14 protein-coding genes are annotated in these 19752 nt (G+C 72.3%); 7 read left to right on the top strand and 7 right to left on the bottom strand.

Translation table 11 applies throughout. The features are described from left to right. The first annotated feature begins 235 nt into the window (after nt 1-235). Genes AB0J46_RS01465 through AB0J46_RS01480 form a run of 4 tightly spaced genes read left to right on the top strand, consistent with a single transcriptional unit; the run spans nt 236 to nt 5887 of the window. Nucleotides 236-673 carry a hypothetical protein gene (locus AB0J46_RS01465; protein WP_364324855.1) on the top strand — a complete coding sequence of 146 codons (438 nt, stop codon included), beginning with the start codon at nt 236-238 and terminating at the stop codon, nt 671-673. Further along, the gene (locus AB0J46_RS01470) at nt 670-2166 is read left to right on the top strand and encodes a glycosyltransferase family 2 protein (protein WP_364324858.1); all 1497 of its coding nucleotides are present in this window, start codon (nt 670-672) and stop codon (nt 2164-2166) included. The genes AB0J46_RS01465 and AB0J46_RS01470 overlap by 4 nt, the downstream gene beginning before the upstream one ends. Next, a complete protein-coding gene (locus AB0J46_RS01475; protein WP_364324861.1) occupies nt 2163-4202 on the top strand; it encodes a glycosyltransferase family 2 protein in 2040 nt (679 codons plus the stop codon). The genes AB0J46_RS01470 and AB0J46_RS01475 overlap by 4 nt, the downstream gene beginning before the upstream one ends. Further along, the gene (locus AB0J46_RS01480; RefSeq protein ID WP_364324864.1) at nt 4199-5887 is read left to right on the top strand and encodes a glycosyltransferase; all 1689 of its coding nucleotides are present in this window, start codon (nt 4199-4201) and stop codon (nt 5885-5887) included. Before AB0J46_RS01475 ends, AB0J46_RS01480 begins: the two co-directional genes overlap by 4 nt. A 16-nt stretch (nt 5888-5903) precedes the next feature. On the opposite strand, the gene AB0J46_RS01485 is transcribed toward AB0J46_RS01480, so the two are convergent. The 4 genes from AB0J46_RS01485 to AB0J46_RS01500 form a co-directional block, all read right to left on the bottom strand. Beyond that, nucleotides 5904-7193 (bottom strand): homoserine dehydrogenase, encoded by a 1290-nt coding sequence (locus tag AB0J46_RS01485; protein WP_364324867.1) that lies wholly within the window; start codon nt 7191-7193, stop codon nt 5904-5906. After that, nucleotides 7190-8530, bottom strand: coding sequence for a diaminopimelate decarboxylase (gene lysA, locus AB0J46_RS01490; protein WP_364326145.1), 1341 nt, complete (start codon nt 8528-8530; stop codon nt 7190-7192). The genes AB0J46_RS01485 and lysA overlap by 4 nt, the downstream gene beginning before the upstream one ends. A 163-nt stretch (nt 8531-8693) precedes the next feature. Then, nucleotides 8694-9326, bottom strand: coding sequence for an anticodon-binding protein (locus AB0J46_RS01495; protein WP_364324870.1), 633 nt, complete (start codon nt 9324-9326; stop codon nt 8694-8696). A 16-nt stretch (nt 9327-9342) separates the two neighbouring features. Next, nucleotides 9343-11154 (bottom strand): hypothetical protein, encoded by a 1812-nt coding sequence (locus AB0J46_RS01500; protein WP_364324873.1) that lies wholly within the window; start codon nt 11152-11154, stop codon nt 9343-9345. A gap of 116 nt (nt 11155-11270) precedes the next feature. Here AB0J46_RS01500 and AB0J46_RS01505 point away from each other — a divergent pair, with 116 nt between their 5' ends. Together AB0J46_RS01505 and treS are read left to right on the top strand one after the other, a co-directional pair. After that, nucleotides 11271-12893, top strand: a complete 1623-nt coding sequence (locus AB0J46_RS01505; protein ID WP_364324875.1) for an asparagine synthetase B family protein — start codon at nt 11271-11273, stop codon at nt 12891-12893. Between the two features lie 264 nt (nt 12894-13157). Beyond that, nucleotides 13158-14852 carry a maltose alpha-D-glucosyltransferase gene (treS, locus tag AB0J46_RS01510; protein WP_358283394.1) on the top strand — a complete coding sequence of 565 codons (1695 nt, stop codon included), beginning with the start codon at nt 13158-13160 and terminating at the stop codon, nt 14850-14852. Nucleotides 14853-14870: 18 nt separating this feature from the next. On the opposite strand, the gene AB0J46_RS01515 is transcribed toward treS, so the two are convergent. From AB0J46_RS01515 to AB0J46_RS01525, 3 genes are read right to left on the bottom strand one after another with little or no spacing between them, the layout of a single operon-like run. Continuing rightward, nucleotides 14871-17141: an FtsX-like permease family protein gene (locus tag AB0J46_RS01515; RefSeq protein WP_364324879.1), complete on the bottom strand. Its 2271-nt coding sequence runs from the start codon at nt 17139-17141 to the stop codon at nt 14871-14873. Next, nucleotides 17138-17866, bottom strand: a complete 729-nt coding sequence (locus tag AB0J46_RS01520; protein WP_352320362.1) for an ABC transporter ATP-binding protein — start codon at nt 17864-17866, stop codon at nt 17138-17140. The genes AB0J46_RS01515 and AB0J46_RS01520 overlap by 4 nt, the downstream gene beginning before the upstream one ends. Beyond that, complete coding sequence (locus AB0J46_RS01525) at nt 17863-18369, bottom strand: PadR family transcriptional regulator (RefSeq protein ID WP_352349944.1); 507 nt, start codon at nt 18367-18369, stop codon at nt 17863-17865. The genes AB0J46_RS01520 and AB0J46_RS01525 overlap by 4 nt, the downstream gene beginning before the upstream one ends. Nucleotides 18370-18499: 130 nt before the next feature. Here AB0J46_RS01525 and AB0J46_RS01530 point away from each other — a divergent pair, with 130 nt between their 5' ends. Further along, a complete protein-coding gene (locus AB0J46_RS01530; RefSeq protein ID WP_364324883.1) occupies nt 18500-19747 on the top strand; it encodes an ABC transporter substrate-binding protein in 1248 nt (415 codons plus the stop codon). The last annotated feature ends 5 nt before the right edge of the window (nt 19748-19752 follow it).

The raw sequence follows: 19752 nt of genomic DNA on the forward strand, positions 1-19752 counted from the left end.
GGACGATGCTCCTCGACCGGACGTGACTGGATCGGCGCCTACCTTACGCCCGTTTTTACACGTCAGTAGACAGACAGGCAGCTTTCGGGTGGTGGGCGGCATGAGCCCCGAGGCCGGGTTCCCAGTTTTCCTCCAGGAACTTATGGCACGGTAGTGGTCAGGGTTTATTAGGGTGGCAATAATCCCGCCCATCCTCCTATGCCCGACTAGTCGTGACTATGAAAGGTTTGCGCGGATGCTCTCGCCCCGCCGACTGGCAGCGGCCGCCGCACTTCTCGCAGTCGTCGCCGCCGGGGTGCTCGCCCTGCTCGTCCTGGCCGGCCTGCTCACCCTCGGCGCGGCGGCGGCCGTCGCCGCGTTCGCGGTCACGCTGGCCGCCCTCGCCCTGCTGCTGCTCACCGTCCGCCGCGTGGACGGCAAGGCGCACCGGATCGACCTGCGCATGAAGAAGCACGAGGCCGAGCTCGCCCGTGCGACGACCGCGGTCAAGAACCTCGAATCCCGGCTGGAGCTGCTGGTCCAGGCGGTCGAGGAGTCGGCCGCGCGGCGGGCCGACGACATCGGGGCGATCCTCGCCTCGCTCGGCGAGGACCGCGTGAACGCCATGACCAGGGCCCGGGAGGTCGAGGAGCTGCGCGAGGAGGTTCGCGCGCTGGCCAAGGGCCTGGCATGACCCGCGTCCGGCACAACGACTACGGGGTGCTGCGCCCGCCCGCGATCGGGGACTGGACGCCCGAGCTGCGCGTGTCCGTGGTCATCCCGGCCTACGACTGCCAGGAGGCGCTGGAGCGCACGGCGTCCGCGCTGGCCGCGCAGACCTACCCGGCCGAACTCGTCGAGATCGTGGTCGCCGACGACGGCAGCACGCCGCCGGTCGAGCTGCCGGGGGCCCGCGTCGTACGGGTGACCGACGGCTGGGGACGCGGCGCGGCCCGGCAGACCGGGCAGCTGGCCGCCACCGGCGAGGTGATCCACTGGCTGGACTCCGACATGATCCTGGCCCCCGACCACCTTGAGGCGCACATGCGCTGGCACCACCTGCTCGACCACGTGGTGGTGATCGGCGACATCCGGTTCGTGACGACCCCCGGCGAGGAGGGCACGCGACCGGAGTACACGCGTAAGACCCTGGAGTCGACCCGGATGCTGAAGGACGCGGGGACGAGCGCGTACCTGCTGCACACGGGGGCCTCCACGTCGGTGCGCGCCGAGCTGCTGCGCGCGGCGGGCGGCGTGGACGCCTCGCTCAACATGGCCGAGGACACCGAGCTGGGCTATCGGCTGGCCCAGGCGGGGGCGGTGTTCGTGCCCGATCCGCAGGCCAGGGCTTGGCACGTCGGGCCGTCCACGGTGATGCTGCGGGAGAAGGAGGTCCACCGGCACAACTGGTCCTACCTGGGCGATCTGGTGCCGGATCTGCGCTGGCTGCGCGGCCATCCCCGGCGCCACTGGCGGGTGCCGTACGTGCGGGTCGTGGTGAGCGCCACCACGTACGAGGAGACCCGGGCGAGCGTGGACGCGGCGCTGGCGGGCACGCTGCCCGACGCCGCCGTCACCGTCGTCGGCCCCTGGGGCCGGCTGACCGGCGAGCGCCGGTCCAGCCTCGACGACCCGCTGCTGGACCTGCGGCTGCTGCACAACCTGTACGCCCACGAGCCGCGCGTCACTTTCGCGGAAAGCGAACCGGTCACCGCCGGCCCCTCCCCGTTCCTGCTGCGGCTGCCCGCCGGATGGGTCCTCGGGGCCGACACCCTCGCCAGGCTCGTGCGACTGGCCGACGAGGAGGCCCTCGGCCTGCTCTGCGTCGCGCTGGCCGAGGACGCGGACGGGGTCGTGGCCGCCCGGCTGGAGCGCACGGCCGCCTTCGCCCGCGCCGCGCGCTTCGACGGCCCCGCCGACGACCTGGTGGACGAGCTGTTCGGCGTCCTGTGGGTCGAGGGCGGCGAGCACGGCTTCGGCACCGCCGCCGACCCACCGCCGCTGGGCGGCGACCCGGCCAAGTGGCGCGCCCTGGCGGCCCGGCGGCTGGCGGAGACCAAGGAGCTGCGCGCCCAGGTCGACCGGCTCTCCGCCGAGGTCGAGCGCCTGTCCCGCGCGCAGGAGCAGGAGGACCCCGCTCCCGGGCCGCTGAGCTCCCTCATCCGGCACCTGCGGAGCGCCGGATGAGCGCCGAGCGGCGGACGGTCACCGCCTTGCTGGCTGAGCTGCCGGACGCCCGGGTGTTCCTGGCCGGCATCGAGAGCCACACCTTCCTGGTAGACGGCGAGGGCCGCGCCGGGCTGCCCGCCGGCGCCGTGGACCTGGACCGGGACCTGCTGGAGCCGCCCGCCGAGCCGGAGTCGGCCGACCACGTCCTCGTGCTCGCCAGGACGCCCGCCGACCTGCGCAGGGTGGCGACCCTGCACAAGCTGCTCCCGCTGGCCGGGCGGGTGGTGGTGTGCGTGCTCGACGCCCCCGCCTCGCACCCGGCCCCCGTACCGACGCCGACCCCCGCGCACCGCTGGCGCTCGCTGACGGACCTGCGGGTCTACCAGCCCAGGAGCCGGGTGTGGGTGGTGGACGCCCGCTTCTCGGCCGCGACGCCCGCCGGCCGCACGGTGACCGCCACCGCCCGCGCCTTCGCCGGTCACCGCCTGGACGTGATCGCCGCGCCCGCCGCCGGCATCGCCGGGATCGGCTCGGCCGACTGGCGTCCCGGCGACCCGAACGCCACGCCCGCCGAGGTGCGCGGCCCGGTCCCCGAACGCGTCGGCGCCCCCGGCAGCGACGTCGTGCTCCGCACGCTGGGCGACGACGCCCTCCGCGGCCTGGCCGGCGACGCCCTGCGCCCGCCGGGTGACGGCCGCGCCCCGGACGCGTCCCCGGCCCTGACGCCGGGCGGGTCCGCCGAGCCGGGCGCGATCGGCTGGGCCGGGGATCAGGCTCCCGTCGAGCGGCCCACGATCGTCGCCGCGAGCTGGGAGAGCATCGGGCGTCCCGGCGGGGCGGGGTCGCCGCTGGCCGATCCCGACGTGCTCGGCGAGCCGTCGATGGTCCCGCCCGTGGACGAGCGCCTGGTGAACCCCCAGGGGTTCGTGACCACGCCGTCCCGGGGCATGGCCGCGCTGGCCGAGCGCGACGGCCGCTGGTCAGTGCTGCTCGACGGCAAGGTCGTGACGACGTTCGCCGAGTCGGGCGGGGTCACCGACGCCGACGTGGCCAGGCTCCGGCAGATCCGCGGCGTCGAGGTGAGCTGGCAACATCCGCACAGCGGCCCGCTGGCGGCCGTGCGGGTGCTGGCCGGTCTGGCCGCCGCCGGGGTGCCGCTGGTCACCGGAGCCGTGCCGCGCTGGGCGGGCGCTCTCGGGGACGAGCTGGTCACGCTGCTGCCCGCCGCCCCCGATCTGTCCGACGAGCTGCGGCGCGAGGAGCACAGCATCCGGCTGCGCCGGGCCGCCCTGCGCACCCATGGCGTGGCGGCGCGGTGGGAGCAGCTCGGCGCGCCCGCCCCCGCTCCCCCGCTCACCTCCGTCCTGCTGGCCACCCGGCGCGCCGACATGGTGCCGTTCGCGCTGCGGCAGATCGCCCGCCAGCGCGACGCCCAGCTCGAAGTGGTGCTCGCGCTGCACGGCGTCCCGCGGGAGCACCCCGACGTCGCCGCCGCCCTGGCCGGCTTCGGCGGCCCGCTGACCGTGTACGAGGCCGACCCCGCGGCCGTCTTCGGCGAGGTGCTGAACGAGGCCGCCGCCAGGGCCTCCGGCTCGTTCCTGCTCAAGATGGACGACGACGACTGGTACGGCCCCGACTTCCTGGCCGACCTGCTGCTCGCCCACGCCTACTCGGGGGCGCAGGTGGTCGGCACGGTGCCCGAGTTCGTCTACCTGGCCTCGATCGACGTCACCGTGCACCGCAGCCAGGTCACCGAGCAGATCACCAGCTTCGTGGCGGGCGGGACGATCCTGGTCGAACGTTCGGCGTTCCAGGCCGTGGGCGGCTTCCGGCCGCTGCGCCGTTCGGTGGACACCCAGTTCCAGGAGGCCCTCCAGGCGGCGGGCGGCCAGATCTACCGCACCCACGGCCTGGGCTACATCCTGCGCCGCGGCCCGGCCTCCGCCCACACCTGGCAGGAGCCGATCGGCACGTTCCTGCGCCGCAACCGGCGCCAGTGGCGCGGGTTCCGCCCGAACGCCCTCATGGAGCTGGAGGGGAGCAGCCGCCCATGATCGTCCCGCGCATCCGTGGCAACGACTTCGGCGTCCTCGACCCGCCTGAGCTGGGGGCCTGGGAGCCGGAGCTCGCCGTCACGGTCGTCATCCCGGCGCACGACCGCCAGGAGACCCTGGACCTGACGCTCGCCGCCCTGTCCGCGCAGAGCTACCCGGCGCACCTGCTCGACGTGATCGTGGTGGACGACGGCAGCGCCACCCCCATCCGCCTGCCCGCCCTCACCCCGGGGGGCACCAAGCTGATCTCCAGCCCGCCGGGCGGCTGGGGGCGTGCCTGGGCCGTGCAGGCGGGCCTGGACGCCGCGGCCGGCGACGTCGTCCTCGTGCTGGACGCCGACATGGTCCCGCACCGGCGGCACGTCGAGGCCCAGCTCCGGTGGCACCACCTGGCCCCGTACGTGGTGGTGCTGGGCTGGATCGACTTCACCTCGGCCGGCGAGCCGCCCACGCCGGAGCAGGTCGTCCAGGCCCTGGACGCGGGCGCCGAGGACGACCTGTTCCCCCTGTCGCCGCACCGGCACGACTGGGCCGAGCAGATCATCCACGACCACGACGGCCTGCGTACGGCGTCCGGCGCGACGGCCGCCCGGGTGCACGTGGGGGCCACGGCGTCGTACCCGGCGGCGCTGCTGCGCTCGATCGGCGGCCTGGACACCTCGCTGGTGCTGGCCGAGGACACCGAGCTGGGGTACCGGCTCGTCCAGGCGGGGGCGGTGTTCGTCCCGGACCCGCAGGCGCGGGCGTGGCACGTCGGCCTGCCGACCGCGATGCGCGACGTCGCCGCGTTGAAGCGGTACAACGACCCCTACGTGGCCGACCGGGTTCCCTACCGGCGGTATCTGCGGACGGATCCGGGGCGGCAGTGGCTGGTGCCGTACGTGGAGGCGGCGGTGCCGGCGGGCGGCTACGAGGACACCCGCGCCACCGCGGACGCCCTGCTCGCCTCCTCCATCCCCGACGTGCGCCTCACCCTCACCGGCCCCTGGCCCGCGCTGTCCACCGGACGCCGCTCGCCCCTGCGCGACCCCGACCTGGACCTGCGCCTGCTCAAGGCCACCTTCGAACACGACCCGCGGGTCCGCCTGGCCACCGAACCGCCTCCTGGGCCCCCCGCCGGCACGACGGCCCCCTTCCGGCTGACCGTGCCGCCCGGCTGGACCCTCTCCCCAGGCACGCTCGAACGCCTGATCGCCCACCTGGACGAGCACGACCTCGGCAGCCTGTGCCTGGCCCTGCACGAGACCCCGCAGGGCGTGGTCGCCGCCCGCCTCGACCGTACGGCCGCCCTGTCCAGAGCCGCCCTGGTCGCCGCCCCCGGCGACCACCCGGACGACCTCATCGACGCCCTGTACGGCCTGGAATGGGCGGACGGCGCGTCGTGGGGCCTGCGCCGCCGCCCCGACGTCTACCCGCCGCGCAGGCCGCCGGTCGCGGAGCTCGCCCTGCTCACCGCCCGTCACGAGAAGGAGCTGACCCTCCACCGCAAGCGCGTCGCCGCCCTGCGCGCCGAGATCGCCCAGCTGCGCCGGGAGGCCGCCAAGAACGGCAGGGACGCCTCCCGCTGGCGGGAGAAGGCCGAGAGCTGGCGCCGCGAGGCGGTACGGCTGGCCCGCGAACAGGACCGCACGGTCCTGAAACGAGCCGTCCGCCGCGTGCGCGACCTGGCCTTCCCCGCCCACTGACCGGGCGGGGCGGGCGTCAGTCGTCGCCCTCCACGCGCATCACGCCGGCGACCGCGCGGACGATGTCGAGCTCGCGCAGCCCCTCCATGGTCGCCGTGAGGGCCGCGTCGGTGGCGCGGTGGCTGACGATGACGAGCTGGGCGTCGTCGCCGTGCCCCTCCTGGCGGACGGTCTGGATGGACACGTCGTGCTTGGCGAACAGGTCGGCCACCCGCGCCAGCACGCCGGGCTTGTCGGCCACGTCGAGCGCCACGTGGCAGCGCGTGACCGTGTCGCCCATCGGGTGGACGGCCAGGTCGGCGTAGGTGGACTCCTCGGGCCCGTGGGTGCCGGCCAGCCGGTTGCGGCCGACGGCCACGAGGTCGCCGAGCACGGCCGAGGCCGTCGGCGCGCCGCCGGCGCCCTTGCCGTAGAACATGAGCTGCCCGGCAGACTCGGCCTCCACGAACACCGCGTTGTACGCCTCGCGAACCCCCGCCAGCGGGTGGGTGCGCGGGATCATCGCCGGGTGCACCCGCACGCCGAACGACCGGCCGTCGTCGGAGCGCTGGCAGATGGCCAGCAGCTTGATCACGTAGCCCATGGCCTTGGCGGAGGCGACGTCGGTCGCGGTGATCTCGGTGATGCCCTCGCGGTGCACCTTGTCGGCGGTGACCCGGCTGTGGAAGGCCAGGCCGGCCAGGATCGCGGCCTTGGCGGCGGCGTCGAAGCCCTCGACGTCGGCCGTCGGGTCGGCCTCGGCGTAGCCGAGCGTCTGGGCCTCCTCCAGGGCGTCGGTGAAGGACGCGCCCGAGGTGTCCATCTTGTCGAGGATGTAGTTGGTGGTGCCGTTGACGATGCCGAGCACGCGCTTGACGTGGTCGCCGGCCAGCGACTCGCGCAGCGGGCGCAGCAGCGGGATCGCGCCGGCGACGCTGGCCTCGAAGTAGAGGTCGCCGCCCCCCCGGCGGGCCGCCTCGTGCAGGGACGAGCCGTCCTCGGCCAGCAGCGCCTTGTTGGCGGTGACGACCGACTTGCCGCGTTCGAGGGCGGCCACCATGAGCGTGCGGGCCGGCTCGATGCCGCCGATCACCTCGACGACGATGTCGATGTCGTCGCGGGTGACCAGCGACTCGGCGTCGGTGGTCAGCAGCGCCGGGTCGACCTCGATGTCACGCTTGCGCCCGAGCCTGCGCACGGCCACGCCGGCCAGCTCCAGCGGCGCGCCGATGCGCGCGGCCAGGTCGTCGGCCTGCTCGTGCAGGAGCCTGATGACCTGCGAGCCGACGACGCCGCAGCCCAGCAGAGCCACTTTCAGCGGTTTCACAGCTGCCCCCTCAACAGGTCGTCCTCGGTCTCGCCCGCCACGATCACCCGGGCCGCGCCGTCGGCGACGGCGACCACGGCGGGCCTGGGCAGGTAGTTGTAGTTGCTGGCCAGCGAACGGCAGTAGGCGCCGGTCGCGGCCACGGCGACCAGGTCGCCGGGCGCCAGGTCGGCGGGCAGGTGGAAGTCGCGCACGAGGATGTCGCCGCTCTCGCAGTGCTTGCCGACCAGGCGGCTGAGCATGGGCGCGGCGTCGCTGGCGCGGCTGGCGAGGGTGGCGGTGTACTCGGCGCCGTAGAGGGCGGTGCGCACGTTGTCGCTCATGCCGCCGTCGACGCTGACGTACGTGCGCAGCCCCTCGACGTCCTTGACCGTGCCGACCTCGTAGAGGGTGATGCCGCCCGGCCCCACGATGGTGCGGCCCGGCTCGACGGTCAGGCGCGGCACCGGCAGGCCGGCGTCGGCGCAGACCTTGGTGACGATCTCGCGCAGGCCGTCGGCCAGCTCCTTGATGTCGGGGGCCTCGTCGCCCTCGACGTAGGCGATGCCGTAGCCGCCGCCGAGGTCGAGCTCGGGCAGGACGACGCCGTGCTCGTCCTTGATCTGCACCAGCAGCGTGGCCAGCCGCCGCGCGGCCACCTCGAACCCGGCGGTGTCGACGATCTGCGACCCGATGTGGGAGTGGAGGCCGACCAGGTCGAGCTGCGGCAGCGCGAGGATGCGGCGCACGGCCTCGGCGGCGGCGCCGGTGTTGAGCGACAGGCCGAACTTCTGGTCGTCGTGGGCCGTGGCGATGAACTCGTGGGTGTGGGCCTCGACCCCGGTGGTCACCCGGATCATCACCTTGGGCCGCTTGCCGAGCTGCTCGGCGAGGTAGCCGAGGCGGGCGATCTCCTCGTAGGAGTCGACCACGATGTGCCCGACGCCGCACTCCAGGGCGCGGGTCAGCTCGGCCGTGGACTTGTTGTTGCCGTGGAGGGTGATGCGCTCGGGCGGGAAGCCGACGCTGAGCGCCACCGCCAGCTCGCCGCCGCTGGCGACGTCGAGCCCGAGGCCCTCGTCGGCCAGCCAGCGCACGATCTCCTTGCACAGGAACGCCTTGCCCGCGTAGTGGACGTCGGAGCCCTGGAAGGCCGTGGCGTAGTCGCGCATGCGTGAGCGTACGTCGGCCTCGTCGAGGACGTAGAGCGGCGTGCCGAACTCGCGGGCCAGGTCGCGCACGTCGACGCCGCCGACCGTGAGCGTGCCGTCGGTCCGGGTCGACGTTCGGGGCCAGATCGCGGGGTCGATCCGGTTGAGGTCGGCGGGCGCCATCGGGGGGCGCTCGTGGGGCAGCATCTCGGCGTGCCGGTCCCCGGCTGGATGGACGAAGCTCACCCGATCGAGGCTATCGGAACCGCCGCCCCTTCCAGGACCACCGCCCACGTATCGAGACGCGATCAAGGTCCACAAGCAACATTTTCACGATTTTTCGCGCTTTAGCCGGATATTTTACGATCCATCACAATCTTTCCGGCCCAACCAGTACCCCCCGGACGGCCTCCGCCAGCCGCAACCGCGCCGTGTGCACCGGCCGGACCGGCTCGTCCCCCATCGGGACGGCGGGGGCGTGCTCGTGGGCGTCGTGGTAGGCCAGCGCCAGCCGGACCGAGAAGGCGTCCCAGCCGGGGTCGCGGCTGACGGCGCGTCCGGGCAGCTCGGCCAGCACCCGCAGCACCCGGCGGTCGTGGGGGCCGTCGAGCAGCTCGGGCCGGAAGCCGGTGAGCGGCACCCCCAGCTCCCCGGCCCACCGCCGCACCGCGCAGGCGCGGACGTGGGCGTACCGGACGACGAAGCCGGGGTTGTCCCACGTGCGCGGGAAGTCGGGCCAGCCGGGCTCGGGCAGGGCGGGCGGGTCCAGGGACTCGACCAGCCGTCCCGGCGCGTCCACGACGATGCGCAGGAAGCCGTTCGGCCGCGCCCGCGCCTCGGCCACCCCGTCCACCGCCCGCACCCGCGCGGCCAGCTCGGCCGGCGGGACGCGGCGGCGCAGCGCGGCGGCCGTCACGTAGACGGCCTCCCGCTCCCACGTGCCCTCGGGCGCCGGCGGCTCCCCCAGCACCTCCGCCAGCGACTGGGCGAGCAGGTCGGTCATCGACTCAGCGTAGGCGTCAGATCAGCGCGTGCGGCTCCGCCGAGCCGTACTCGACCAGGTGGGCCGCGCCGAGCAGCCAGCGGTCCTCGTCGCGCACCCGCACGTAGCCGAACCGGTCGGCGGAGAAGACCTTGACGCCGTCGGTGCGGCACTGGCGCATCATGACCTCGTCCCAGCCCTCGGTGAGGTCGGCGAAGCCCACCTCGCGCAGGGCGTTCCTGCGGGCGAGCAGGGTGGCCCCGGCGATCTCCGGGAGGTAGGCGTACTCGGCCTCTGGCTGCTTGAGCAGGGTCGCCTGGGGCTTGCGCAGGTGGGCGTAGAAGGCGGCCTTGCCGACGATGTCGGCCGTGCTGAACAGGAAGGCCCGCCGCAGGTCGGACAGGTAGTGCGGGCCGTAGACGTCGCGCGGGTCCATGACCGCGACCAGGTCGGCCTCGCACAGGTCGAGGCCCTTGGCCAGCATCGCGCCCTCGCTCATGGCCGGGTGGGGCCGCCGGTACAGCACCTCGGCGTCGGTCAGCACGTCGCGGGCGCGCAGCTCGGCCTCGGGCGGCCCGATGACGATCACCTGGGCCACGCCGGACTGCCTGGCCACCTGGGCCAGCGCGTGCTCCATGAGCGACGGGTCGAGGATCGGCAGCAGCACGGAGGTGTCGAGGGTGGCGCGGGCGCTGGGCAGGCCGACGGCCTCCAGCAGCTCGTCCACGCGCTCGGTCATCGTCCCCGTGCCGTAGGCCCGGCGCAGCGCCACGTGCGCCCGCCGCGAGTCCGGCTCGGTGCCGATCGGCGTGCCGCAGGCGGCGATCTCGGCCAGCCGCCACTGCGGCGTGCCCGGCGGGCAGTCGGCCGCGGCCGGCCAGCGGTAGGAGGTGAGCACGTCGGGATAGGCCAGGTGCGGCGGCAGCAGCTGGTCGAGCGTGAGCACCCGGTCGACCCGCCCGCCGGCCAGCGGCAGCGGGTTGTGCACCCGGGGCTGCACGCCGAAGTGCAGGCGCGGCCACGGGACCGTCATGTCGGTGGTGAAGCGGTGCTCGAACAGCTCGGCCGCGGCGGCGTAGTCGGCCACGTCGCCCTGGGTGTGCCAGAAGACGGTGCGGATGCCGCGCTCGGCGCACCAGCCCAGCAGGGCCCTGAGCCCCTCGCCCGGCTCGCCGGTCAGCTCCTCCAGCCACGGCCCCTGCGTGACGGACTCCACCACGAGCAGGTGGGGCACCTCCAGCGGCAGCACGCGGGCGAAGTCGCGCGGCGTGAACCCGGTCGTCTGACGCCATTCGTAGCGCAGCAGCGCCTCGACGTGCGGATCGGCGACGACGGCCGCGGTCAGGTGCGGGCGGGTGTTGGGCCCGGTGGGGATCCGGTACGGCTTGAGCTTGAACGAGGCCCCGCCCAGCGTCCTGGTCGTGCTGGTGGCCTGGAACGACGCCCCAGGACGCGCCTCCCTGGCCCCCTGGACGGCCACCGGCCGGCGCTTGGGCGCGCTGGGCCGCTTGACCGGCCTGGCCGCGCCCTTGAGCCCCTTGGCCAGGCGCATCGGGTTGTTCTTGCCGCTCTTGATGGCGTCGCCGAGCCGGTTCCAGCGGGCGACCTTGATCGAGGACAGCTTCCAGTTGGCCACCTCGGCCTGGAAGCGCTGCTCGGCCAGCTCCTTGCGCAGCCTGTCGGCCGCGGCCCGCTCGGCCTCCAGCCGCTCCTCGGTCTCGCTCAGCTGCTCGGCCAGCTTCCTGGCCTCCTCGGCGCTCTCCTCGGCGGCCGCCAGCCTGGACTGCGCGGCGTCCAGCAGCCTGGCCAGTTCGGCCGCGCGCTCGGCCTGCGCGACAGCTTCCCGCAACGCCCGACGCGTGCTTTCCAGCTCGGTAGACAACCGGACCTCCGCTCTCTCAGCCCGGCAAAGGATACTCTTTTGCAGGAAGCGTCTCGAAGGGATGAGATCCGGTGCAGTTCAACGTGCGACCCTACGTATGCGGCGCTCTCGGCCGGATCGACACCTCCATACTGGGCAAACTCACCGCCGCGGGCCCCAAGGTGCGGCCCGCGCTCCAGACGGACGAGGCCGCGCTGTTCAGCTCCGCGCCGCTGCCGCCGTACCACCGGGCGGGCGGCGCGTTCGCGTTCTCGTGGGGCGAGCGCAAGCCCGCCGCCGCCGAGGACTGGATGACGGTCGCGGAGACGTACGAGACACCCGGCCTGATCGGTGATGGCGCGCGGGTGACGCTGCACGCGGGCGCGCTCGGCCTGGTCGACGTCTACTACGTGCGCCAGGGCGACGCGGTCTACTTCTCCTCGCTGATCCAGCCGCTGCTCAGCCTGGTGCCCATCGAGATCGACTGGGCCGCCTGGGCCTCGATCATCCAGGTGACGTTCCCGCTGGGCGAGGCGACCCCGTACCGGGAGGTCAGGCGGCTGCCGGGGTCGAGCGCGCTGGTGTTCGAGCACGGCCGGCTGGCCACCGAGCGCCGGTTGCCGCGCTGGCTGCGCACCGAGCCGTACGAGGCGTGGACCAGCCCCGAGGAGATCGTCGAGCTGCTGCACCACGTCTACGAGGACTACGACGGCCGCAGGCTGCTCGTGCCGGTCAGCGGCGGCTACGACTCGCGTCTGCTGGCCAGTGTGGCCATGGCCCGCGGCGCCGACGTCGAGTCGTGGACCACCAGCCCCGACGACGGCACCGACACCGACATCGCCTTCGCCAGGGCGATCACCCGCGAGCTGGGCATCCCGCACCGGGTCGTCACCCAGGACGCCGCCGCCTATCCCGGCGACGCCGCCGAGGTGGCCCGCCGGCTGGAGTACCTGACGCCGCACCACGCCTGGTACGCGCCGTTCGCCAAGGAGGTGCACGGCTCGGGCCGCATCCTGGTCGACGGCCTGGCCGGCGGCCCGCTGCTGAAGAACTTCATGGTCAGCGGCGCCGCGCTGGAGGCCAGGACGCAGGCCGAGCGGTCGGCGGCGCTGCTGGGCTCGCTGTCGCTGGGCGCGCCCGCGCAGCCGTTCCTGTCCAAGGCGGCCGCGCAGTGGATGGAGGAGACCGTGCGCGAGCAGTTCGCGGCGGCCACCTCGATGCTCCACGGCCACCGGGCCGAGCTGCCGCTGTCGGTGCTGCACACCAGGACCGTGCGCGGCATCGCGCGTTCGGCGGTCAACCTGGTGGGGCCGGAGGCGTCGTTCGCGGCGCCGTTCATCCATCCCGCCTTCTTCGACGCCGCGCTCAGCGTCGGCGTCGCGCGCAAGGACAAGGGCCGCTTCTACCGCGAGGTGCTGCACGCGGCCAACCCGAGGGTGGCCGCGCTGCCGTCCACGAACGTGGTCAAGCAGCCGCTCCAGCGGGTTCCCCTGCGTTCCACGGCCGCGCCGGCGCGGGCGTACTCCCACGCCATGCTCGAAGTCGTGGCCCGGCGCGTGCCCGCGATGCTCTCCGACGAGCTGCACGAGGTGATCGCCGGCGGTCCGGACGCGCTGACCCGGTTCAACGGCTGGAACGACCGTTTCTGGGTGCGCGGACTGGTGCTTTTCGGACTCTGGCTGAACGACTTCGAGAACGACCTCCCGGACGTCACCGCACCTTTTTAGTGAACTCTGGGTAACAGGGCGATTACATACGGATCTCGCGGGTATTACACGTCGCACAGCAGAAGCGGGTTCCGGAAAGCCACCGGGCTGGTAGTGTTCGGCCCGTAAGCGCCGCAACAAACGGGCACCAGATCACAAATCCGGTCTCGTTCGAGGGCATGGAGTTCGCAGGGATGACGACTCCACGCGGCGCGGTCACCAGCTAAGAACGCCGGGGTAACCGGTGACTTCGTCCTGCCCACATCTCTTCCTGTGAGCGACATCATGATCAACGCATCCCCATCACCTGAGTCGATCTCTGAGGCCTTCGTCTCGGAAGATCCGCGATGGTACAAGCGGGCGGTGTTCTACGAGGTTCTCGTCCGGGGGTTCAAGGACTCCAACGGTGACGGCACGGGCGACCTGCGCGGTCTCATCGAGAAGCTCGGGTACCTGGAATGGCTCGGCGTCGACTGCCTCTGGCTGCTGCCGCTGTACGAGTCCCCGCTGCGCGATGGCGGTTATGACATTTCGGACTATATGAAGATCCTTCCGGATTTTGGCGACCTGGGAGACTTCGTCCAGTTGATCGAGGCCGCGCACGAGCGGGGCCTGCGGATCATCACCGACCTGGTCATGAACCACACCAGCGACAGGCACCCGTGGTTCCAGGCCTCCAGGCACGATCCGGAGGGGCCCTACGGGGACTTCTACGTCTGGTCCGACGAGCCCACCGGCTATCCGGACGCGCCGATCATCTTCATCGGCGCCGAGGAGTCCAACTGGACGTACGACCCCGTGCGCAAGCAGTACTACTGGCACCGTTTCTTCCACCACCAGCCGGACCTGAACTATGACAACCCGGCGGTGCAGGAGGCCATGCTGGAGGTGCTGCGGTTCTGGCTCGACCTGGGGATCGACGGCTTCCGCCTCGACGCGGTGCCGTACCTGTTCGAGCGTGAGGGCACGGCGTGCTCCGGGCTGCCCGAGACGCACGCGTACCTGAAGAAGATCCGCTCGGAGGTCGACCGGCTCTACCCCGACCGGGTGCTGCTGGCCGAGGCCAACGGCTGGCCCGAGGACGTCGTGGAGTACTTCGGCGACCCCACCACCGGCGGCGACGAGTGCCACATGGCCTTCCACTTCCCGCTGATGCCGCGCATCTACATGGCGGTGAAGAAGGAGACCCGCGAGCCGATCTCCGAGATCATGTCCCGCACCCCCAAGCTGCCCGACACGGCACAGTGGGGCATCTTCCTGCGCAACCACGACGAGCTCACGCTCGAGACGGTGACCGAGGAAGAGCGCGACTACATGCACAAGGAGTACGCCAAGGACCCGCGCATGCGGGCCTACCTCGGCATCCGGCGTCGGCTGGCGCCCCTGCTGGACAACAACCGGGACCTGATCGAGCTGTTCACGGCGCTGTTGTTGTCGCTGCCGGGCTCGCCGGTCATGTACTACGGCGACGAGATCGGCATGGGCGACAACATCTGGCTGGAGGACCGCGACTCGGTCCGCACGCCGATGCAGTGGAGCCCCGACCGCAACGCCGGGTTCTCCTCGGCCGACCCGGGCCGCCTCTACCTGCCGGCCGTCATGGACCCGATCTACGGCTTCCAGGCGGTCAACGTCGAGGCCCAGCAGCGCCACGCGGGCTCCCTGCTGCACTTCACCCGCAGCATGCTGGAGATCCGCAAGAACCACCCGGTGTTCGGCCTCGGCGCCTACACCGAAATGTGGTCCTCCAACCCGTGCGTGCTCACGTACGTGCGCGAGGACCGCGACGACGTGATGCTCTGCGTCAACAACCTGTCGAAGTTCCCGCAGCCCGTCGAGCTGGACCTGCGCAGGTTCGAGGGCATGGTGCCGGTCGAGGCCCGCGGCGGGGTGCGCTTCCCGAAGATCGGTGAGCTGCCCTACCTGCTGACCCTGCCGGGCCACGGCTTCTACTGGTTCGCGCTGAAGCCCGGGGACTGAGCACAGCCCCCGAGCAGATCAGCGTGACGTGACGGGCACCTGGGCACGGGCCGCGCGGCGGGCGGGAATGAGCGCCACCGCGAGGGCCGTGCCCACTGCCGTCACCACGGCCAGTCCCAGCGTCACCGGCGAGGGCGCGCGGCCGATGCCCGCGCCCACGCCGCTCGTGTGACCCTGCAGGTCGATCAGCCCCACCACCACCGACGCCCCCACCGCCGTGCCGGCGCCGACGCCGAGCACGACCAGCAGGCCGGTGCCGGTCACCAGCGTGGCCATGACCTGGCGTGGCGTCAGCCCCATGGCCTTGAGCACGGCCAGGTCGAAGGCGTGGTCGCGCAGGCCGATCGCGCTCGCGGTGAGCAGGTTGGCCAGGCCGATCAGGGCCAGCACGGCGATCAGCGCCACAATCACCACTCTGATGATCGACAGCCGGTCGGCCGGGTTGACCGCGGCCTGCACGTCGAGGTTCTCCCCCGACTCGGCCAGCAGCCTGGCGCGCACCTCCGCCTTGTCGGCGCCCGGCCGCAGGGCGAGCGCGTAGTACTGGGGCGGCACGGAGTCCTTGGCGGCCAGGCTGTCCAGGCCCACCGAGAGCACCTCGCCGTCCAGGTCGGGCTCGACGGTACGGCCCACGATCCGGACGATCAGCGGCGAGCCGCCCACGGTCAGCCGTACCCGGTCGCCGATCCTGACCCCCAGCAGGTCGAGCAGCCCCTGCCCGGCGACCGCCTCGCCGCGCTCGGCGTAGCCCCTGCCCTCCATCACGGGGAACGGGTAGGGATCGGTCGAGCTGCCGACCGCCCGTACCCGGACCGACCGGGCCTCGCCCGGGGCCAGGGCGTTCACGTCGCTGCCCGGGTAGACAGAGCGCACGTCGCGGTCGCGTTCGGCGATGCGCTGGGCCTCGGCCGACTCCATCTGCTTGCCGGGACGGACGTACAGGCCGGCGTGCTGGCCGACCTGTTCCGGGTGGCTGAGGAAGTTGTCGAGGGTGGCCCAGACGCCGAGACCGATCGTGATCATCATCATCGGCACGGCCAGGCCGAACGCCGTCAGGAACGCCGGCACGCGCCTGGTGAAGGCGTCGCGGGTGCCCAGGATCAGGGCGGGCGGGAGGCGTACGAGCAGGCCGAGCCTGGCCAGCCGGGACAGGTGGCCGCGTGGCGGCGAGGCCGGCACGGCGGGGATCGGCGGCGTGCGCGCCCCCCGCCAGGCGGGCACCCCCACCGCGCCCAGGACGACCAGCGCCGTGCCCGCCACGATGGCCAGCACCGGCACCGGCGCGGCCGAGTACGTGCCGAGCACCACGGCCGTCGCCCCCCAGCCCGCCAGCGCGCCGAGACCGACGCCGAGCAGGCCGAGCGCGCCGTGCTCGACCAGGAGCAGCAGGGCGACCTGCCCGCCGGTGAAGCCCATCGACTTGAGCGTGGCCAGGTCGCGGAGCTGGCCGAGCACCCGGCCGCCGGCGGCGTTGGCCAGCGCGAGCGCCGCCGCGACCATGCCCACCACGCCGAACAGCGCGAGCAGCGTGCCGAGCAGCCGGTTGTCCAGCTCCATCGCGGCCCTGACCTCGCGCCAGGTGTAGACGCGCTGGAGCTTGTCCTCCAGCATCACCACGACGCGCTGGGCCACGACCTGGCTGGCGTCGGGGTCGGACAGGCGCAGCCCGGTGACCCATTCGCTGCGGCCGAGCATGGGCTCGACGCGGTCGAGCGTGGCGGGCAGCACCCAGGCCAGCCCGGGGGTCCATTCGGGGTAGAAGCCCTGGTCGGCGGAGTCGGCGATGCCGCGCACGTACAGCGTGTGGCGCTCGCCGTTGAGCGCGATGACGGTGAACGGCGAGCCGATCGCCAAACCCAGCGACCTGGCGAAGGAGTGCTCGACGACCACGCCGTCGGGCTGCGAGCCGTCGAGCCACCTGCCCTCGGCCAGCACGGGATGGGCCACCCGGGGCGGCGAGGCGGGCATCGCGCGCAGCGACGCGGGCTCCTTCTTGCCCTCCTGCGCCACGGTGACGGGCGCCGAGCGGTAGGGGCCCGCGGTGCCGGTGACGCCGTCGATGCCGCCCAGGGCGACTTGGGGGTCGTCGTCGGTGTAGACCCAGACGTGGGCGCCGTCGGTCTGGGCCGACAGGCTGCGCCACGGGTTGGTGCCGTCCTCCAGGAGGGTCGCCGCGGTGATCAGGGCGGCCACGATCCCGGCCACGACCAGCACGGTCAGCACCGCCTGGCCCTTCCTGGCCCGCAGGTCGGCCTTGATCCACCGGCTTCCGGCCAGGGTGGTGCTCATCGGAGGTCGATCACCTCGCCGGCGGTGCGGGTGCGGCGGCGGGCGATGCGACCGTCGTCGACGATCTCGCCGTCGAACAGCGACACCAGCCGGTCGGCCAGGCCCGCCACCCGGGCGTCGTGGGTGACCATGACGATCGTCTGCCCCTCTTTGTGCACGTCGCTGAGCAGGCGCAGCACGTCGCGCGTGTTGCGGCTGTCGAGGTTGCCGGTGGGTTCGTCGGCCAGCAGCAGGCTGGGCTTGTTGGCCAGGGCCCTGGCCAGCGCGACGCGCTGCTGCTCGCCGCCGGAGAGCTGGGCGGGCGAGGCCGCGGCACGGTCGGCCAGGTTGAGCGCGCCGAGCAGGCTCTCGCGCCGCTCGCGGGCCACCTTGGGCGAGGCCCCGGCCAGCAGCGCGGGCAGCTCGACGTTGTCGCCGACGGTCATGTTGGCGACCAGGTTGAAGAACTGGAAGACGAAGCCGACCTTCTTGCGCCGCAGCAGCGCCCAGGCGCTCTCGGAGAGGGTGTCGACCCGCTGCCCGTCGAGCCAGATCTCGCCGCTGGTGCGCGCGTCGAGGCCGCCGAGCATGTGCACGAGCGTGGACTTGCCCGAGCCGGACGGCCCCATCACCGCGACGAACTCGCCCGGCTCGACCTGGAGGTCCACCCCGCGCACGGCCGGCACCGGCACTGCGCCATCTTGGTAGATTTTGACCAGATTGACCGTTTTTAGGACCGAGCTCATGCCAGATCCTCCTGGCATCGCTCCAGCCAGTCAAGATCGGCCTGAAGGTGCAGCATGGCCCCTTCGATCAGCAGCAGGGCCACCCGGTCGGTGGGCTCCGTACGGGAGAGCAGGTCGTTGAGGTCGCCCATGAGCGACAGGTAGTGGCGGCGCTGGCGGCTGATCAGCGCCATCCGGTCGGCGATGCCGGTGAGCGGCGCGAGCACGAGCTTCATGAAGAACTCGTCGCGCACCCTGGGCCCCTCGGTGGGCTCGTCGACCCAGATGGTGAGCAGGTCGCGGCCCTTGGCGGTCAGGTAGTAGACCTTCTTGTTCGGCCGGTTGGACTGTTCGACGTCGACGGCCCTGACCAGCCCGTCCTTCTCCAGCCGGCCGAGCGTCACGTATATCTGCCCGATGTTCGGGGAGGGGTAGGCGCTGCCGAACGTCTGTTCAAGGGCCTGTTTGAGCTCGTAGCCGTGGGCCGGTTCCTTGGCCAGGAGCGCCAGCAGGTGAAGCCGCACGCCTCACCTCCCCGCTTTGTGTTACGTGAGCGTTACGTAGGTATCCGTTGACCATCAGATTACAGGTGTGCATAACATGAATGCATCTACCTAACACGTATGTAACCCCGCTGATTGTGGAGGAAACAGAGTGCTGCGCCCGCTTTCGTTCGCTCTGGTCGTCGTGCTGGCGGCCGGATGCACGGTGGCGGGTGACGAGGGCAGCGGCGAGAAGGGGACGGGCGGCACAGGCCCGATCACCTTCGCCACCGGACGCGACACCACGGCGTACCTGCAACCCCTGCTGGACCGCTGGAACCAGGCCCACCCGGCCGAGAAGGTGACGCTGCTGGAGCTGCCCGAGGCCGCCGACGAGCAACGCGCCCAGATGGTGGCCAACCTCCAGGCCCAGAGCAACCGCTACGACGTGCTGGGGCTCGACGTGGTGTGGACCGCCGAGTTCGCGGAGAACGGCTGGATCATCCCCCTGGAGCGCGGGTTGTTCCCGCTCGACAGGTTCCTGCCGCCCGTCGTGGACACGGCCGTCTACAAGGGCAAGCTCTGGGCCGTCCCGTACACCAGCAACGCGGGACTGCTCTACTACCGGACCGATCTCATCAAGAAGCCGCCGCAGACCTGGGCGGAACTTCGCGATAAAGCACGAGAAGTAACGAAAAAGCGGGACATCGGAGGCTATGCGGCCCAACTCCTGGCCTACGAAGGCTTGACCGTGAACTTCTCCGAGGCAGTGCAGTCGGCGGGCGGGCAGATTCTCAACCACGACGGCACGGCAGTGACCCTCGATCCGGCCAAGGGGAAGATCGCGCTCGACTTCCTGATGCAAGGGCTGCGGGAGCGCTGGATCACCGGCGACTCGCTGACCTTCAAGGAGGAGGAGACCCGGCTGGCCTTCCAGGACGGGAAGCTGGCCTTCGCCCGCAACTGGCCGCACGCCTACGGCCCGGCCAGGGCCAAGCTGGGCGACCGCTTCGCGGTGACCCGGCTGCCCGGACTCAACGGTCAGGGATCCAGCTCCCTCGGCGGGATCAACCTGGCCGTCAGCGCCTACTCCAAGCACCAGCAGACCGCACAGCAGTTCATCCGCTACTTCACCAGCCTGGAGAACGAACGCCGCGTCCTCACCGAGGGCTCCTTCCCGCCCGTGTGGACCGAGCTGTACGACGACCCGGCCCTGATCAAGCGGTTCCCGTACCTGCCGGTGCTCAAGGAGAGCATCCTCGCCGCCAAACCACGGCCGGTGAGCGCCAACTACAACCAGGTGAGCCTGGTGATCGCCAGCTCGGTCGCCAAGGCCCTGGCCGACCCCGAGAACGAGTCCGCCGACGACGTCGCGGCCTCCATGAAGTCAGAACTCGAAGAGATCATCAGAACCCAGTGAGGCAA

This window comes from Nonomuraea sp. NPDC049758 (assembly GCF_040674635.1).
GTDB lineage: Bacteria > Actinomycetota > Actinomycetes > Streptosporangiales > Streptosporangiaceae > Nonomuraea.

What these genes read in the sequence shown, in the direction of transcription:
- AB0J46_RS01475 (WP_364324861.1), top strand. Translation starts at nt 2,163, where the DNA reads ATGAGCGCCGAGCGGCGGACGGTCACCGCCTTGCTGGCTGAGCTGCCG.
- AB0J46_RS01470 (WP_364324858.1), top strand. Translation starts at nt 670, where the DNA reads ATGACCCGCGTCCGGCACAACGACTACGGGGTGCTGCGCCCGCCCGCG.
- AB0J46_RS01495 (WP_364324870.1), bottom strand. Translation starts at nt 9,326, where the DNA reads ATGACCGACCTGCTCGCCCAGTCGCTGGCGGAGGTGCTGGGGGAGCCG.
- AB0J46_RS01515 (WP_364324879.1), bottom strand. Translation starts at nt 17,141, where the DNA reads ATGAGCACCACCCTGGCCGGAAGCCGGTGGATCAAGGCCGACCTGCGG.
- AB0J46_RS01480 (WP_364324864.1), top strand. Translation starts at nt 4,199, where the DNA reads ATGATCGTCCCGCGCATCCGTGGCAACGACTTCGGCGTCCTCGACCCG.
- lysA (WP_364326145.1), bottom strand. Translation starts at nt 8,530, where the DNA reads ATGCTGCCCCACGAGCGCCCCCCGATGGCGCCCGCCGACCTCAACCGG.
- treS (WP_358283394.1), top strand. Translation starts at nt 13,158, where the DNA reads ATGATCAACGCATCCCCATCACCTGAGTCGATCTCTGAGGCCTTCGTC.
- AB0J46_RS01520 (WP_352320362.1), bottom strand. Translation starts at nt 17,866, where the DNA reads ATGAGCTCGGTCCTAAAAACGGTCAATCTGGTCAAAATCTACCAAGAT.
- AB0J46_RS01465 (WP_364324855.1), top strand. Translation starts at nt 236, where the DNA reads ATGCTCTCGCCCCGCCGACTGGCAGCGGCCGCCGCACTTCTCGCAGTC.